Origin of the sequence: Achromobacter aloeverae (assembly GCF_004121055.1) — a bacterium.
In the GTDB taxonomy this organism is placed as follows: domain Bacteria; phylum Pseudomonadota; class Gammaproteobacteria; order Burkholderiales; family Burkholderiaceae_B; genus Bordetella_C; species Bordetella_C aloeverae.
The window spans coordinates 1,335,106-1,350,425 of record NZ_PYAL01000001.1; the positions used below are offsets into that span (position 1 = coordinate 1,335,106).

13 protein-coding genes are annotated in these 15,320 nt (G+C 68.7%); 3 read left to right on the top strand and 10 right to left on the bottom strand.

Annotation, left to right across the window (positions count from 1 at the left end):
• Positions 1–11: 11 nt before the first annotated feature.
• The 8 genes from C7R54_RS05810 to C7R54_RS05845 form a co-directional block, all read right to left on the bottom strand.
• Positions 12–1,355: a P-loop NTPase family protein gene (locus tag C7R54_RS05810; RefSeq protein ID WP_129149173.1), complete on the bottom strand. Its 1,344-nt coding sequence runs from the start codon at positions 1,353–1,355 to the stop codon at positions 12–14.
• Complete coding sequence (locus C7R54_RS05815; protein ID WP_129149473.1) at positions 1,352–2,623, bottom strand: type II and III secretion system protein family protein; 1,272 nt, start codon at positions 2,621–2,623, stop codon at positions 1,352–1,354. Before C7R54_RS05815 ends, C7R54_RS05810 begins: the two co-directional genes overlap by 4 nt.
• Before the next feature lie 215 nt (positions 2,624–2,838).
• The gene (cpaB, locus tag C7R54_RS05820; RefSeq protein ID WP_129149174.1) at positions 2,839–3,786 is read right to left on the bottom strand and encodes a Flp pilus assembly protein CpaB; all 948 of its coding nucleotides are present in this window, start codon (positions 3,784–3,786) and stop codon (positions 2,839–2,841) included.
• Positions 3,783–4,292 carry a TadE/TadG family type IV pilus assembly protein gene (locus C7R54_RS05825; RefSeq protein ID WP_129149175.1) on the bottom strand — a complete coding sequence of 170 codons (510 nt, stop codon included), beginning with the start codon at positions 4,290–4,292 and terminating at the stop codon, positions 3,783–3,785. Before C7R54_RS05825 ends, cpaB begins: the two co-directional genes overlap by 4 nt.
• 1 nt (position 4,293) lies before the next feature.
• Entirely contained in the window at positions 4,294–4,740 is a 447-nt protein-coding gene (locus C7R54_RS05830) for a TadE/TadG family type IV pilus assembly protein (RefSeq protein ID WP_192903592.1), read from the bottom strand.
• Positions 4,701–5,216, bottom strand: coding sequence for an A24 family peptidase (locus C7R54_RS05835; protein WP_192903593.1), 516 nt, complete (start codon positions 5,214–5,216; stop codon positions 4,701–4,703). Before C7R54_RS05835 ends, C7R54_RS05830 begins: the two co-directional genes overlap by 40 nt.
• Before the next feature lie 41 nt (positions 5,217–5,257).
• Entirely contained in the window at positions 5,258–5,473 is a 216-nt protein-coding gene (locus C7R54_RS05840) for a Flp family type IVb pilin (RefSeq protein ID WP_129149177.1), read from the bottom strand.
• A gap of 120 nt (positions 5,474–5,593) precedes the next feature.
• Positions 5,594–6,415 (bottom strand): MHYT domain-containing protein, encoded by an 822-nt coding sequence (locus tag C7R54_RS05845; RefSeq protein WP_129149178.1) that lies wholly within the window; start codon positions 6,413–6,415, stop codon positions 5,594–5,596.
• Positions 6,416–7,088: 673 nt separating this feature from the next.
• Between C7R54_RS05845 and C7R54_RS05850 the strand changes: the two genes are divergently transcribed.
• From C7R54_RS05850 to C7R54_RS05860, 3 genes are all read left to right on the top strand, one after another.
• Positions 7,089–8,804, top strand: a complete 1,716-nt coding sequence (locus tag C7R54_RS05850) for a ShlB/FhaC/HecB family hemolysin secretion/activation protein (protein WP_377813488.1) — start codon at positions 7,089–7,091, stop codon at positions 8,802–8,804.
• A 368-nt stretch (positions 8,805–9,172) separates the two neighbouring features.
• Positions 9,173–10,897 carry a collagen-like triple helix repeat-containing protein gene (locus C7R54_RS05855; protein WP_129149179.1) on the top strand — a complete coding sequence of 575 codons (1,725 nt, stop codon included), beginning with the start codon at positions 9,173–9,175 and terminating at the stop codon, positions 10,895–10,897.
• Positions 10,898–11,185: 288 nt separating this feature from the next.
• On the top strand, positions 11,186–11,689 hold the full coding sequence (locus C7R54_RS05860; protein ID WP_129149475.1) for a MarR family winged helix-turn-helix transcriptional regulator: 504 nt from the start codon (positions 11,186–11,188) through the stop codon (positions 11,687–11,689).
• Positions 11,690–11,910: 221 nt separating this feature from the next.
• Here the strand turns inward: C7R54_RS05860 and C7R54_RS05865 are convergent, their stop codons facing one another.
• Both C7R54_RS05865 and C7R54_RS05870 read right to left on the bottom strand, forming a co-directional pair.
• On the bottom strand, positions 11,911–13,614 hold the full coding sequence (locus C7R54_RS05865) for an ABC transporter ATP-binding protein (protein WP_240039417.1): 1,704 nt from the start codon (positions 13,612–13,614) through the stop codon (positions 11,911–11,913).
• A gap of 124 nt (positions 13,615–13,738) precedes the next feature.
• The gene (locus C7R54_RS05870) at positions 13,739–15,316 is read right to left on the bottom strand and encodes an ABC transporter permease (protein WP_129149181.1); all 1,578 of its coding nucleotides are present in this window, start codon (positions 15,314–15,316) and stop codon (positions 13,739–13,741) included.
• Positions 15,317–15,320 lie beyond the last annotated feature (4 nt).

Genomic DNA, 15,320 nt, shown 5'->3' on the forward strand with positions numbered 1-15,320 from the left:
TGCCACGTCCATCACTCGCCCAGCGGCGACATCCGCCGCTGCACGCCCGGCAACCACGTCGCCAGCCAGCCGCCGCGCGGCCCGGCGGCGACGTACTCGGCCGTCAGCTTGTCCGCCAGTTGCTGCACCGCGCGCACATAGACATCGCGCTCGGCATCCTCGTGCAGCAGATGGCCCTGGTTGGTGCAGACCATCAAGGGCAGGGTGCGGTCGGGCAAGGTGCCCGCCAGCTCCAGGCTGAAGCGCTCCGCGATCTGCGCGGCGGTCATGCCGTAGCGTTCGTCGTAGCGGTTGACCACCAGGCGCAGGTGGCCGCGGTCGACCTGCTGCTGTTCCAGTTCGCGCAACAGGCCGGCCAGGGAAACCAGCGCCCCGACGCTCTGGTCGGTCACCAGCCACGTCTCCTGGGCCGAGCGCGCCAGCCCCGCCACGAATTCGGGATTCGAGAAGCCGCCCGCATCGGCCAGCAGCAGCCCGTAGTGCTGGCGCAGGCGCTCGAAGAGCAGGAAGGAATCGGACAGCGAAATCCCGCGCATCTGCGTTACGTCGCGCGGCATGGACAGCACGCCGATGCCGCTGCGCGTGTGCGCCATGGCGGACCCCAGCAAGGTGGGATCGAGACGGCGCAAATTACGCACCGCCTCGGCGAAATCGAAATCGCTGTCGATGTTCAGGTACAGCAGGCAGTCGCCCACCGGCCAGCCCAGGTCCAGCAGGCCGACGCGCTCCGACAGCGGCAGGTGGCTGCCGTCGCCCTGCCCCTTCGCGGGCTTGGCGGCGCCCGGCCGCGCGGCGCTGGCCTGCGCCATGCGATCCTGCATCAACCCCGCCAGGTGGACGGCCAGGGTGCTGGTGCCGACGCCTGGCCGCGCCCCGAGCAGTGCGACGCTGCGGCGGCTGCCGCGCGCGGCGTTCGGCGCATGGCCGCCGTCCATATTCATCACGCGCTCCACCACCTCGCGCACTTCTTCGGGCGCCACGCTGGGGTCGACGAAATCGCTGACGCCGGCGCGCAGCGCGGCAATCGCGCCTTCGGGATGCGCCACGTAGCCCACCGCCACGCGCGGCACCGCTGGCGCCACGCGCGCCAGCATGCGCGCCAGGTCGGCGGCGTGCAGGTACTTGCCCGGTTCGCTCTCGTTGCGCGTGAAGTCCAGGAAGACCACGCGCGGGTCCAGCTCGGCCAGGCGCCGCGCCATATGCTCCATGCCCGGCATTTCCTGCATCAGCAGGCCCATGTCGCCGATCGCATTGCTCAGTTGGGCGGCCACGTTCGCATCATTCGAGCAGAAGAGAAAGCAGCCGGCCCGCTGGGCTGCCACCCATTCCTTGGAGTGTGTCTTCATGTCGCTCACCTCGAAAATCCCGGCATTTGTTGCCCGCCTGCCGGTCCCAACAAGTAATACCCCCATGCGGTGCCGGCAGTGTTGCCCACTTCCTCCCGCGCGCCGGGCAAGGGCAGGCTCACGCCGCGCGCGATCGGCCGCACCAGGTGCGGCGTCACCACGATGACCAGTTCGCGGTCATCCTGCGAATAGCTCACGCCGCGGAAGAAGGCGCCGATGATGGGCAGGTCGCCCAGGAAGGGCACCTTGCTCACCGCGGCCTTGGTCTGGCGCGAGACCAGCCCGCTGATGATGAAGGTCTCGCCATCGCCCAGTTCGACCGTGGTGTCCGCCTTGCGCGTGCTCAAGGCGGGAATGACGGTGGTCGTGTTGCCGTTGACGATGGGAATGCCGTTGGTCGGGTCCAGCTCGCTGGCCTCCGGCGCCACCTTGAGGGCGATGCGGCTGGGCGAGAGCACGGTGGGCGTCACGCTCAAGCCTATGCCGAACGGTTTGTAGACCACGCTCTGCGTCCCCAGGCCACCGGCCTCCGGCACCGGGATTTCGCCGCCGGCGAGAAAGCTGGCGCTTTGCCCGGACTGGGCCAGCAGGGTAGGCTGGGCCAGCACCCGCGCCAGCCCATTGGACTCCAGCAGGGACAGCGTGGCGCCGAAATGCGCCGAGTCATAGGCGAAGACGAAGCCGTTCGCGGTGCCGCCCAGCGCGGTCGCCAGTCCGCTGGGGATCAGGTTCGAGGACGCGCCCCACGGTCCCTTGCCGAAGTTGGCGTTGATGCCGACATCCTTCAGGGTGGAGCGCGACACCTCCACCATCCGCACGTCGACCTGCACCACCGAGCTGACGTTGACCGTCGAGACATCCACCACCTTGTCCTTGCCCGACGCCGCCTGGGCCGCCTCGACGGCGTTGCGGTGGTCAAGCGAGGAAGTCGACAGCCCGCTGACGACGGCGCCGCCGCCGGCGACATCGACCTGCGCGTTCCCCGCCACGCCGCGCGCGGCCAGCGCCGCCTGCACGTCGCCCATGACGCGCACGTTCCACACCTGGGGCGCGCCGTTGGGGCCGCTCCATACCTGCAATTGCGTAAGGCCGGGCTTCTTGCCCAACACCAGCACCTGGCCGCCACGATTGGGGCCCGGTGGCAGCACCTTGACGTCGGCCACATCCGGGTCGCCGATGGCGATGCGCGACGGCGAGCGCGTCAATGGCAGTGCGTACTGGCCGCGCAGCGGCACCGCCAGTTCCTCGACCGGCGCGGCGGCCAGCCGGTTACCCATGGCGGCCGACGGCTCGGCCTGCCGCTGCGCCGGCGGCTGTTGCGCCTGCGCCGGCGCGACCAGCCCGAACACCGCCAGCGCCACGAACGGCGCCGCGCGGCTGGCCAGCAACGCGATCGCGCAAGGCTGGCCGCTGTTTCTTTCCCCACCGCGTCCGAACCTTGAACGCCGGTTGTCCTCGTCGGTTCTTGTTCTCTGCATGCAACATCCAATCTTCAGTAGGAAACCGTTTCGCGCTGCCCGCCGCGCACCACCTCGATGGAACGTCCCCCACCGCGCGCCGGCCGCGCCGCATGCGCCGGCGCGGGCGTCTCCGCGCGCGGGGCCGGCCCGGACAACTGGGGCAGGCTGTCGCCGGCATAGGCGCGATTCACAGCGTCGGCCGCCAAGGCCTGCTCGTCGACACTCAGGTTGGCCCGCGCGGCAAGCACGGGCTGGCGCGCGGGAAACAGGCCAGGAGCGGGCACGTCGGCGTCGTCGGGCGCCCGCAGCGCCAGTTGCAGGCGCCCCGCGCGCGCCGCCAGCAGCAGCTCGTTGACCTGGGCCACCGGCACCGCGAGCATGGCGTTGCGCGGCGCGGGCGCCGGGCCATTGCGCTGGGCCGCGGCCTTCTCCTCCGCGTCCGGCCCGTCCAGCGAGCGGCTGCCATAGGCCAGCACCCGCACGCGCGATTGCAGCAGGCGCGCCTGGGTGCCTCCCACTTCCTGCCCGCGCTCCAGCGTAATGAACACATCCACCGTATCGCCTGGCCTGATCCGGTTGCCGGCGCCGATGATTTCATCGACGGCGATGGCCACCGCGCGCTCGCCGGGCTTGAGGTAGGTCGCCAGCCCGCGTGCCAACTGGAATTGCGTGACCGGCTCGCCCGGCAGGATGGTCACGCGGCTGACGGCGTTGGCCAGCTTGGCGGGCGCGTCGAAAGCGCCTGCCGGCGCGACCGGCCATTGCGCCACCGCGAGCGAGGCGGGATCGATGGGCGCGCCGGCCTCGATGGCCCGGGCGGCCACCACCACGGGATGGACCGCCGTGGCATTCTGGCTGCGTACCACGACAGGCGCCGCGGGCGGCGGAGGCGGCTGCACGGCGATACGCGTGGCGAGATAGACCAGACCCAGCGCCACCAACAGCAGCAACAGCGCGACGATCTTGGTGACCTTGCTCATAACGCCTCCTGGATCTGCACCACGGCATTCGCGGTCAACGTCCGCGGCACCCACGTCGACACGCCCAGCGCCTGGGACAATGCCCGCACCAAGGACAGCAAGGGCCAATCGGCCGTGCTGTAGGTCAGGGTAACGGCCGCGCACGACGCCGCCGCGCCGCCCGTCCCACCGGGCCACGCGCAAGTCCGTGGCGCGGCGGCGCAACCGACCGCCATCCACGTCGCGGCCTCTCGCGCCACCTTGCAGGCCGCGTCCATGTCGACGGCGCCGTTCAATCCGCTATCCAATACGGCCCGCGCGCCTTCCGTGGCGGCGCCCGTGAGCTTCTGCTGCGCCCACATGACCCCGCCCAGGCCCACGATGCCGCCAAACAGCAGCAGGAACGCCGACAGCACCAGGGCGAATTCCAAGGCGGCCAGGCCGTGCTGGGCGCGGGGGCCATGCCTTGCGACCGCGCGCTGGCGGGCACGTGCCGGACCGGCCGGAACATCGCGGGACGGGCGCATATCAGCTGCTCCCCTGTGCAATGACCTGGCCGTTGCCCAGCCGGGCGGTGGCGCGGGCCGAGAGCAAGGCCGGCACCGCCGTCCCCATGCCGGGCAAGGTGGGAATCAGGGGATGCGCGCCGTAGGCGTAGCTGACCACGACCTCGAACTGATCGGCGGCCAGGGTGCGGCCGCTGCATGCGCCGCCGCCGGCCGCGCTCAAGGCGCCGGCCGGGCCGCACACCGCCACCGCCGGCACGGCCGCGCCCATGGCGCCCAGCCAACTCGCGCGATCGTTGGCAACCGCCAGCGCGGCCGCCGCGCGCGCCTGCATGGCGCCCTGTCCCTGTTGCCAACGCAGCGCCGTCCGGACCGCCTCGTCGGCGGCCAGGTTCAAGGACTGCTGCGCCATGAAGACGAAGCCGTAAGTCACGACCCCGTAAAGCAGCAGGAAGAACACCGAGAACACCAGGGCGAACTCGACGGCATAAGCGCCACGCTGAGCACGGCCAGCGCGATATACGCCGCGTAAGGCACGCCGCGCCGCGGCCGGGCGCGAGGCCCCTGGCGCATCGTCCACACGATCTGGCAAAGCGCATGCAGTCCGCCGGGCACGCCGGCCCAAAGAATGGCGAGGGCCAATGTCCAGGGACCCGTGAACAGGCCCAGGGCGGCCATGTACTTCACGTCGCCGGCGCCCATCAGCCGCAACCGCCACGCCGCCATGAAAAGCAAGCCAAGGAAAAAGCCGCCCAGGGCCTGGCTCCAGCCGCGGGCGCCGGGCAGCGGCCCGGCAACCAGTCCTGTCCGCAGCGCCGCGAGCGCCAGCAGCTGCAAGGCCATCGCGGCAAGCAGCAAGCCGTTGGGCACGCGGCGCCAACGCAGGTCGTGGATCACGACGCACACATTGAATGCGACAAAAACCAGCCACCAGGTCTGCTCCATCTGGGTTTGCGGTTCGGGAAGGGGTCGGTGCGTTGCGTGTCCTACTGCGCCGGCGGCGTGGTGCCGCCCGCCGTCGCCGTCGTATTGGCCGCGCTCACCTTGTCGCTGATGGTGGTGAACAGGTCCTTCAGGTTGGGCCCCAGCACAGCCAGGCCGGCGATGATCACCACCGACACCAGCCCCGCGATCAGTCCGTACTCGATGGCCGTCGCGCCCTCTTCGTCGCGCCAGAAGTGCTTAAGTTGTTGCAGTTGCATGATCAACTCCCCTAGTAAAAAGGGTATCTACGACACAAACACGCCGGCCATCCCGGCCGGGCGACCATCGCGAACGCCGGCTGCCGGTTTACGGCACGGCGCGGCAGCCGCGAATCCGATTCAGGGCGGTCCCGGGCGGCGCGGCAGCGACGCCAGCGAGGAACCGTTGTTATCGATCAAGGCATCGACGCGCGCCGCCAGGTGGGCGCGATACTGCGTCGACGTGCGGTGCAATTGCCAACGGATGGCCAGCAAGGCCAGCGCCGACAGGATGAACACGACATAAGGCAGCGATGCGCCGCCGATGGTCCAGCTCGCGGCCTCGCCCGGCGCAATGCAAATCACCAGGCCGCCGGCCGCGGCGGTGTAGTGCATGCCGCAAACGGCCAACGCCATTACCAGCGCGGCGATCGGACGCTGCCATTCGTTCTGGATGTTGAATGCGAGCCACAGGGCCGCGGTGGCGGCCACGATCGCGACGACCACCGACGCCGCCACCATCCCCGGGACATAGGACACCGTGCCCGGCATGCGCATCGCGGCCATGCCCAGGTAATGCATCCCCGCCACTCCCAGGCCGGCCAGGATGCCGCCCGCGACGCAGCGGCCCAGCGTGAAGGCGGACCGGCCGACATACCAGAAGGCCGCGCCCGAGAACACCACGGCCACCGCCAGGCTGAGCGCGGTCCAGCCAGCCTGGTAGCCCACGATGAAAGGCAGGCGCTGGGCCTGCATGCCGATGAAATGCATGCTCCAGATACCGACGCCGCCCATCGCGAACGCGGCTACCGCCACATAGCCCATGTGGGCGCCCTCGCGGCCGGCGGCGCGGATGCGCGTCGCCGCCAGCAGGGCGACGTAGGAGCCCAACGCGGCCACGACGAAGGAGAGCGCCACGACGCTCTCGTGGAATGCGAGCGGGACGATGTCGCCGGGACTCATGGCGATCTAGTCCAAAAGCCGGATTCGACGGTCACCCCATGAAGGTCGAAAGCCGCACCATGGTTCAGCCCTGCGATGCCGTTCATGCGTGTATGGCCTCATTACAGTCTCCCGATGCCCAGCTGTACTCGAATGAAATCTTATGAAGCAATACGCACACTAGTCTTATCTATTAACAATCTTTTATACAGTGGGGGATAACCCTAGTCATGTTGTATTTGTGGGTGAACTTTTCGACACCATACCCCTAATTGGGGTATTTTTGCGGTGATTTAGGGATAAATTGCGGTAACTTAAGTTTTATTTGCACCGCTTAGTATTCTGTCGACATAATACTGACCAAGACTTCGGTGTTACAAATTTGGATTTTTGCACATATATCTGCCAGACAGATGTTAGTAAGTGATAGCAATGCATTTAGTAAAGACAAACACTTTCAGTGCGGATGCGGCGAAAGCGTGCAAATACAGGTCACGAACCAGTGGAATAGGCGCAGTTTCCTGGCATAGGCGGCGAGATAGCGGATCTAGGCCATGTGCATGAAATCGCCTGCGCGACACGCGACAAACGACGGGCCGGCGCGGGTGGCCGAAGTTGGCGCGGCCCGCGACACGCGGGCCGACGCTCGCGCGGCGCAACACATGAGGGGAAGGACATAGTGAAGAGTTCGTGGATGATGCAAGCCATCCCGGCGCGCCGCGGGCGTTGCGCCACGTCCGCATTGATGATCCTCGCGGGCGCGCTGCTGGCGGCGCCGGATGCCCATGCCGACGGCCCCTTGCGGGGCAACCCGATAGACTCCCTGCCGCCCATGGAAAAGCCGGCGCCGCCCGCGCCGCCGCCCTTGCAGGCGCCCACGCCCGAGCAGCAGGCCATCGCGGCGCGCCTGGCCCTGCACATCGTGCCGCGCCATTTCGACGTGGCGGGCGCGCATGCGATTCCCTTCGAGGAAATCAGCGCCATCCTCGCTCCCCTGGCCAACAAGGACATCACGCTGGGCCAGCTGGTGCAGCAAGTCGACCGCATCACGACGCTGTACCGCGAACGCGGCTACCCCTTGTCCTTCGCCGTGGTGCAGAACCAGACCTTCGCCCAGGGCACGGTAGTCGTGACCATCGTCGAAGGCCATATCGGCGCCATGCGCATCGAGGGCGACATCGGCGGCGCCGAGGATCGCCTGCGCACCCTGGCGCAGCCGATGATCGACGAGAAACCGCTGACGCAGCGCACGCTGGAGCGCCAGTTGAACCTCATGCGCATGGTGCCGGGCGTGACGTTCACGCCCGCGCTGGAGCTGCCCCGCCGCGCCGACGGCGCCAGCGAGCTGGTGCTCAAGGCCAACCGCAAGCCGTTGGCCGTGACGGCCGGGGTGGTGGACCTGGGAACCGGCATGCAGCCGCTGGTGAATACCAGCGCCAACAGCCTCACACCGCTGGGCGAGCAGACCCGGCTCACCGCCGCCGTGCCATTCGGCACCGACGACGTGCGCTACTACGCGGGCGACGTGACCGTGCCGATCGGGTCCAGCGGGCTGGCGGTGAAGGTGGACGGCTACCACTACGAAGCCAAGCCGCAAGACGACACGGTCGAGATGCTGGGCTACAAGCGCACCGTCAAGAACGATCGCATCGGCATCGGCGTGAGCTATCCCTTCCTGTTGAACAACCAGAGTTCGCTGACCGGCACGTTGGGCATGTACGCCGTCAACGCGCAGGACATCTATGACCAGCACGACAGCGATCTGTGGCTGCGCCAGAAGACCCGCGTGCGGGCCGCGACAGCGGAAATGCGCTACATCACCGTCGGGCCCGCGCGCAGCACGGACATCACGCTGGGGGTCTCCAAGGGCATGACGGGCCTGGGCGCGCAGAAGACGATAGATTCGAACTACGGGTACTCGGCGACGCCCGACGTGGACCTGGACTTCACCCGCTTCAACATCAATGCGAAGCAGAGCTTTACGCTGCCGGCGCAGTTCGGGCTGGTGCTGTCCAGCGCGGGACAGTTCAGCGATAACGTGCTGCCAAGTTCGGAACAGGTGTCGTTCGGAAGCTGGCGGTTCGGCATGGGCTATCCGCAAGGCGAGACCAGCGGGGACAAGGGGCTGGGGGCCTCGATCGAACTGAACCGCAAGTTCCCGACCGGGTGGCAGTACCTGTCGGCGGTCCAGCCATACGCCCTGGTGGACTATGCGCGCACCTGGTACAACGCCGCGGCGCTCAAGCCCTATAACAATCGCCACCTGTCGTCGGTCGCGCTAGGCGTGCGTTTCACGGACGACAGGTTCTACCTGTTCGACTTCAATGTCGCCAAGCCGGTGGGATCGTCCACATTGAATGACGACAGCCGCGGATGGCGATTCAACGCGAACTACCAGGTCTTCTATTGAGGGGCTCGCGCGGCGGCGCCGGCCGCCTCGCGCGCCATCGTGCGAGCGACTGTCGCGGACACGCGAAAGTCGCTTTTTTTTGATCGGCGTTACGTTCCGACGTTACGTTACGCGAGGCCTTGTTCCCGTAACGCCGCGAGACCATCCCAGGGTTTGCCCGCGTTATTTGGCATTGAAGAAGGGAGATGCCGGTATCGCGCCCGCGCCACCAAAAGCCGAACAATCCTTTATTTATCAATAACTTATAAAACAATCAACGCACGCAACCAGTTTCCTTCGGCAAGAAGACGCAAAGTTGGCATGGATTTAGCACTAGTCCAGTCATCGGGCCATTTCGAGCCCGTCTTATCGACAGACTGGAGCGTGCCATGCAAGCCATCGGGAAATGCCAAGATATCAAGCGTACGTTGAGCCTCACCCTGTTGACCGCCGCGCTGATGGGTGTGCTCGCGGGCTGCGGCAGCAGCCACCATCACAACGACTCCGTCGCCGACAATAACGGCCTGCCCACCACGCCCGGTGGTGGTGGCGGCGGTGATGGCGGCGGCAACGGCGGCGGCGGCAACAACACCAATCCCACGAACCCGAACAACCCTAACAATCCTAGCAATCCTACCGATCCCACCAATCCGACGAATCCCACCACTTCCGCCGGCCTGCTGCAAACCACGCTGGGGAACACCGGGTCCGCCGTGGACAGCCTGGCGCCGGTCGGCGCGGGTTCGCTGCTGGGCGATGTCGGCAAGGCGCTGGATCCGACCGTGGCGCCCGTCGCCAATACCGTGACCTCCCTCACGCAGAAAGTGGGCGCGACGACCGGCCTGGGCGCTCCCGTCGACAGCCTGCTGGGCCAGGTGGGCGGCACCGTGGGCAACCTGGGCGACTCGGTTTCGTCGACCGCCTTGCCCGGCAACCTGGGCACCGCGGTGGGCGGTTTGGTGAGCGGCCTCGGCACGACGGTGGCCAGCGCGGGCGGATTGCTCAATGCATCGGCCGACAACCCCCAACCGCTGACCACCGTCCTGGGCAACGCCACCAACGCCGTGGGCTCGGCCACCGCCGCCCTCACCGCGGACGGCGGACTGCTGCAACCGGTCAGTGGACTGCTGGGGCAGGTCACGGGCACCGCGCTGTCCGGGCCCCAGCAATCCATCCTGCAGCCGGCGCTGGGCAATACCGGCAAGGCCACCGACAACGTGGTGCCGCTGGGCTTGCAACAGCCGCTGGCCGATGTCGGCGGCGCACTGGACAAGGCCGTATCGCCCGTGGCCGGCAAGGTCACGAGCCTGACGCAGCAGATAGGCGACAACAGCGGCCTGGGCTCGCCCATCAGCGGCCTGCTCACCAACATCGGCGGCACCGTTGCGGGCGCCGGCGGCACGCTGGGCGGCACGCAGTTGGCCGGCGTCAACGGCCTGCTCTCCGGCGTGGGCAACGCGGTCAGCGCGGCCGGCGGACTGGTCAGCAGCAGCAACCCGGCGGCGGCCAATCCGCTGGGCGGCATATTGGGCAACACCACGGCCGGCGTCGCCTCGCTGACCGGGACGGTGGGCGGCGTGACGGGAGGCTTGACCGGCGGTTTGACCGGAGGCCTGGCGGGCGGCTCGGGTGCGCCCGGCGCGGCCGGCGGCCTGCTGCAACCGATCAATGGCCTGCTCGGCGGCCTGGGCGGCGTGCCGTCCGGCAACGGCAACAACGCCGGCCTGCTGGCGCCCGTCACCGGTCTGGTAGCGACGGTCACCGGCCGTCCGGCCGGCACTGGCGCCAACACCGGCGGCCTGCTCAGCGGTCTCATCAATGGTGTGACCACGGTGGCCGGCAACGCCGCCACGAGTGCGGGTGGTGCCACGGGAGCGGCCGCGGGTGGCGCTACCGCGGGTGGCGCCGCCGGGGCTGGCGGCAGCACTGGCGCCAGCGTCACCGCCGGCAAGGGTGGTCTGCTGGGCGGCTTGTTGGGCGGCGCCACCGTGGCGGCCAACACGAGCGGCGGCGCGGGGGCTGCGGGCGGGGCGACCACCACGTCCACTAGCGGCTCCACGAACACCGGCGGCCTGCTTGGCGGGCTCGTCGGGGGGCTGCTCGGCCGCCGCTGAAGGCTTCCGCGGCCCGCGAACGCCGGCGTGCCGGCGCCGGCCCGGGGCAGCCGCACCCCATGGCCGGTCGCGTGGACAAGCGCGTCGACAGCCGGCGCCTGGACAGCCGGGGCCTGGACAAGCGGCCCTGGCGGTCCAGCGGGAAACCTCTACACCCAATACGACATAACGTCCCCTCAATAGAACCAGAAACGAGAACCGGGAGTCCCGATCATGTTTGACATCAATACTGCCAAGCCGATGGACCGCGATATCGAGCGCGCCGCTGAACACGCCGCCGAGATCGTCATGCCGCGCGGCGACGCCGGCGGCATGCAGCAAGGCCTGCTGGACGACATGGCGCTGATGCTGGGCCGCCAATTCAGCGCCTACACCGCCGTCTGCCAGGCCACGCTGGCGCAGGAATTGGGCATGCCGCTCCCGGACTTGCGCGCGCTGGAAATGGTGATCGAATTCGAAGCCTTGCCCACAGGCCAGCTGGCGCAGCTGCTGGGCGTGAGTTCAGGCGGCGCCACCGCGCTGATCAATCGCCTGGAGGAGTCTGGCTATGTGAAGCGTGGCCGCCATCCGCTGGATCGCCGTGTCATCGTGATTCGTCCGGTAGCGGCCCGCTGCGCCGCATTGACGCGGCAGCGCCGCCTGGTCGCCGATGAAGTGGTGTTGCAGGCACGCCGCTACGACCATCAGCAGTTGCAGGCCACGCACGCCTTCCTGGCGCAATGCGTGCGCGCCCTGCGCCAGGAAACGCTGGCCTGGCTGGAAACGGGGCAGAACCCGGCCCTGGACGATTGATGAAACGACCCGATTTCGATCGCCGCGGCAACGCGCGGCGCGCAACGCCCGCGGCCACCCGCCTCCCGCGCGATCGCGGTACGGCACGGCTGGCCGGCAACGCGCCCTCGTAGCGTCGCGGCGATCGATCCGCCTTCCTGGCGGCCACGCGGACCCTGGGCCATCAGGATGCACGCCGCAGTACCTTGGATCCGCGCCGGGGCGGATCCTTTTTTTCGCCCCTACGTGCCGAACGAGAGCCGCGGCACCGCGGACAGCAGCCGCTGCGTCATCTCATGCGCGGGCGCGCGCAACACCTGGCCGGTCTCGCCCTCTTCCACGATGCGGCCGCCGTACATGATGGCGATGCGATCGGCCAGGTACTCGACGACACCGAAGTTGTGGGTGATGAACAGATAGGCGATGCCCAGTTCCGCCTGCAATTCGCGCAGCAGGTCCAGGATCTGGGCCTGCACCGATACGTCCAGCGCCGATGTCGGCTCGTCGCAGATCAGCACCTTTGGCTCGACCGCCAACGCACGCGCGATGGCGATACGCTGGCGCTGGCCGCCGGAAAACTCGTGGGGATAACGCGTAGCGGTATCGGCCGGCAGCCCGACCCGCCGCAGCAGCCGGTCGACCCGCTCCTCGCAGGCGCCGCGCGGCAAGTCCGGGCGTAGCGACAGGATGCCTTCGAGCAGGATATCGCCGATGCGCATGCGCGGATTGAGCGAGGCGAACGGATCCTGGAACACGATCTGGATATCCTGGCGCAGGCGCGCCATTTCGCGGCGGTTGGCGCCGAAGATATCGCGCCCGTCGAGCGCGGCCTGGCCGCTGACGGAAGCGCCGTCGATCAAACGCAGCAAGGCCTTGCCCGTGGTCGTCTTGCCGCAGCCCGACTCACCCAGCAAGGCCAGGGTCTCGCCCGCGCGCAGGGAAAACGTGACGCCGTCCACCGCCTTGACCCACGTGCGGATGCGCTTGAGCGGGCCCTTGCGCACGGGATAATGCACCTTCAGTTCACGGACCTCCAGCACCGGCGCCCCCGCTGGCTGGCGCTCCGTGCCGGCCGCCATGGACGCCGCGGAGGCCATGGACGCCCCCGACGTCCGGGCCGCCCCGGCGCCGATGGGCGCGCCGACGCCCGGCTCCCGCGGCGCCGCCTCGGCGCTGCCTGCGTCCGGCGCGGCGCCGGACAGCGGCCGCCCGCGCTTCTCGAAGGCGGGAATCGCATCGAACAGCTGGCGGGCATAGGGATGCCGAGGCGACTCGAAGAACTGCCGCGCCGGGGCGCTCTCGACGATCTCCCCCGCGCGCATCAGCGCCACGTGCTGCGCCACATTGCGCACCACGGCCAGGTCATGCGTGATCAACAGGATCGCCATGCCCATGTCGCGCTGGATATCGGCCAGCAGGGCCAGCACCTGGGCCTGTACGGTCACGTCCAGCGCCGTCGTCGGCTCGTCGGCGATCAGCAGCCGCGGTTCGGCGGCCAGCGCGATGGCGATCATGACGCGCTGCTTCTGCCCGCCGGAGAACTGCATCGGATAGTCGTCGATGCGACGCTCCGGCTCGGGAATGCCGACGCGCCGCAGCCAGTCGATGGCGCGGGCGCGCGCCTGGGCGCCGCGCAGCGAGGTATGCGTCCGCAAGGTCTCGATGATCTGGTCGCCCACCCGCATGACCGGATTCAGGCTGGTCGACGGCTCCTGGAAAATGATGCCGATGCGTCCGCCGCGCACCGCGCGCATGGCGCGTTCGGGCAACTGGTTGAGATCGTCGCCGTCCAGGTCGATCTGGCCACCGACCACGCGGGCCGCGTCGGGCAGCAGCCGCAGCAGGGCCAGCGCGGTGATGCTCTTGCCGCATCCCGATTCGCCCACCAGGGCGAAGGTCTCGCCGCGTGAAATGGCCAGGCTCAGGCGCTTGACCGCCTGCACCATCTGGTGCTCGCCCGCGATGTCCACCCGCAGGCCGTCCACCCGCAAGACCGTATCGGCGCCGCCGTGGGCCCCGCCAGCGCTCCCATCCTCCGCCCTGCCCTCGCGCCAGTGCTCACGCGGATGTTCACTCATGGCGACCTCCCTGCTTCGGCGCGGCGGGACCATCGTCGCCCGGCGCCTCGTCCCGGCTGGTTTCACGCGCATCCGCCGCCACGGGCGAAACCGCGAACACGCCCCCCACCAGTCCCGGCGCCGCCAGCGCCGGCCCTGGCCGGGGTCGCCGCGGACGGAAACGCCGGGTGCGAGGATCGAAGGCCGCGCGCACGGCGTCCGCGAACAGGTTGGCGGCCAGCACCAGCGCCAGCATGAACACGAACGCCGTCCCCAGGTTCCAGTAGATCATCGGGTCCATGGACATCTCCAGGCGCGCCCCGTTGATCATGGCGCCGAAGGAGTTCATCGAGGGATCGACGCCTATGCCCAGGTAGGACAGCACCGCTTCGTAAAGCACCAGCCCGGAAAATTCCAGGACCACCGTGATCAGCACGATGTGCATGACATTGGGCAGCAGATGGCGCCGCATGATGGACCAGTCCGACACGCCAAAGGCCCGCGCCGCCTGCACGAATTCGAGCTCGCGCAGCTTCAGCGCCTCCGCCCGCAGCAACCGGCACAGGCCGGCCCAGCCCGTCAGCCCCAGGATCAGGCACAGCATGAAAAGCCGCAGGTCGGCGCGCGCGGCCGACGTATCGAACAGCGCGGGGTTGTTGTCGATGTAGACCTGCATCATCAGCACGCAGGCAGCCACCAGCAGCACGCCGGGTATGGACGTCAATGTGGTGTAGAGATACTGGATGGCGTCGTCTATCTTGCCCTTGAAATACCCCGCCGCGATGCCGAACAGGATGGCCGGGGGCAGCATGGCCAGCGTCGTCAGGCTGCCGATCACCAGGGCCGTGCGTATGCTTTTCAGCGCCTGCCACAGCACGTCGTTTCCGGTGCGGTCGGTACCCAGCGCGTGATAGCCGCTGGCCCATCCGCCCAGCACGCCGGCGACCAGCGCGAGGCCCGCGAAGGTGAACCACATGGCGCGCCAGCGCACGTCCGTATGGCCTTGCAGGACATCGCGCAAGGCCGATCGCCAGCCGCCATGGGACCGCGCCAGCGCCGCCGCCAGCAGCAGGCCGCCGGCCACGGCCACGGCGACGCCCGCCAGCAGGCCCAGCAGGCCGCGCCGCAACACGTCGCCCCCCAGCTCCGTGGCGGGGTCCTTGAGATGGGCGCCCCCCGCGCGCAGGCGCGGGAAATCGCGCATCGGCTTGCCGTCCACCAGCATCGTTTCCTTGGTGAACTGATGGGCGCGCAAGGGCGCGGAATAGGTCTTCTCGGGTTGGGTAAGGACCGTCCCGCGCAGCAGGCTGTCCAGCAGCGACTGGGCCGCGGGCGCGTATGCAGGCGGCGCGTCGGCGGCGGCGTCCGGCAAGGGCGGCAGGCGCGGACGGAAATGGACGGAGTCGAGCAGGCCGATCACCGCGAACACCGCCAGGATGACCGCCGCGCACATGGCCGGTCCGTCATGCGCCACCCGCGCCCAGGTCGCCCGCAGCGTGGGCGTGCGCCGCACGCGCCACGCATAGGCCAGCACCGCAAGCACGATCAGGTAAAGGGCGGCATCGGTCCAGAGCAGTACGAATTTCGGCATGGCG

Coding starts and splice junctions, on each gene's coding strand:
- C7R54_RS05815 (WP_129149473.1), bottom strand. CDS start 2,623: ATGGGTAACCGGCTGGCCGCCGCGCCGGTCGAGGAACTGGCGGTGCCG.
- cpaB (WP_129149174.1), bottom strand. CDS start 3,786: ATGAGCAAGGTCACCAAGATCGTCGCGCTGTTGCTGCTGTTGGTGGCG.
- C7R54_RS05825 (WP_129149175.1), bottom strand. CDS start 4,292: ATGCGCCCGTCCCGCGATGTTCCGGCCGGTCCGGCACGTGCCCGCCAG.
- C7R54_RS05835 (WP_192903593.1), bottom strand. CDS start 5,216: ATGGAGCAGACCTGGTGGCTGGTTTTTGTCGCATTCAATGTGTGCGTC.
- C7R54_RS05840 (WP_129149177.1), bottom strand. CDS start 5,473: ATGCAACTGCAACAACTTAAGCACTTCTGGCGCGACGAAGAGGGCGCG.
- C7R54_RS05845 (WP_129149178.1), bottom strand. CDS start 6,415: ATGAGTCCCGGCGACATCGTCCCGCTCGCATTCCACGAGAGCGTCGTG.
- C7R54_RS05850 (WP_377813488.1), top strand. CDS start 7,089: ATGATGCAAGCCATCCCGGCGCGCCGCGGGCGTTGCGCCACGTCCGCA.
- C7R54_RS05855 (WP_129149179.1), top strand. CDS start 9,173: ATGCAAGCCATCGGGAAATGCCAAGATATCAAGCGTACGTTGAGCCTC.
- C7R54_RS05860 (WP_129149475.1), top strand. CDS start 11,186: ATGCCGCGCGGCGACGCCGGCGGCATGCAGCAAGGCCTGCTGGACGAC.
- C7R54_RS05865 (WP_240039417.1), bottom strand. CDS start 13,614: ATGGTGCAGGCGGTCAAGCGCCTGAGCCTGGCCATTTCACGCGGCGAG.
- C7R54_RS05870 (WP_129149181.1), bottom strand. CDS start 15,316: ATGCCGAAATTCGTACTGCTCTGGACCGATGCCGCCCTTTACCTGATC.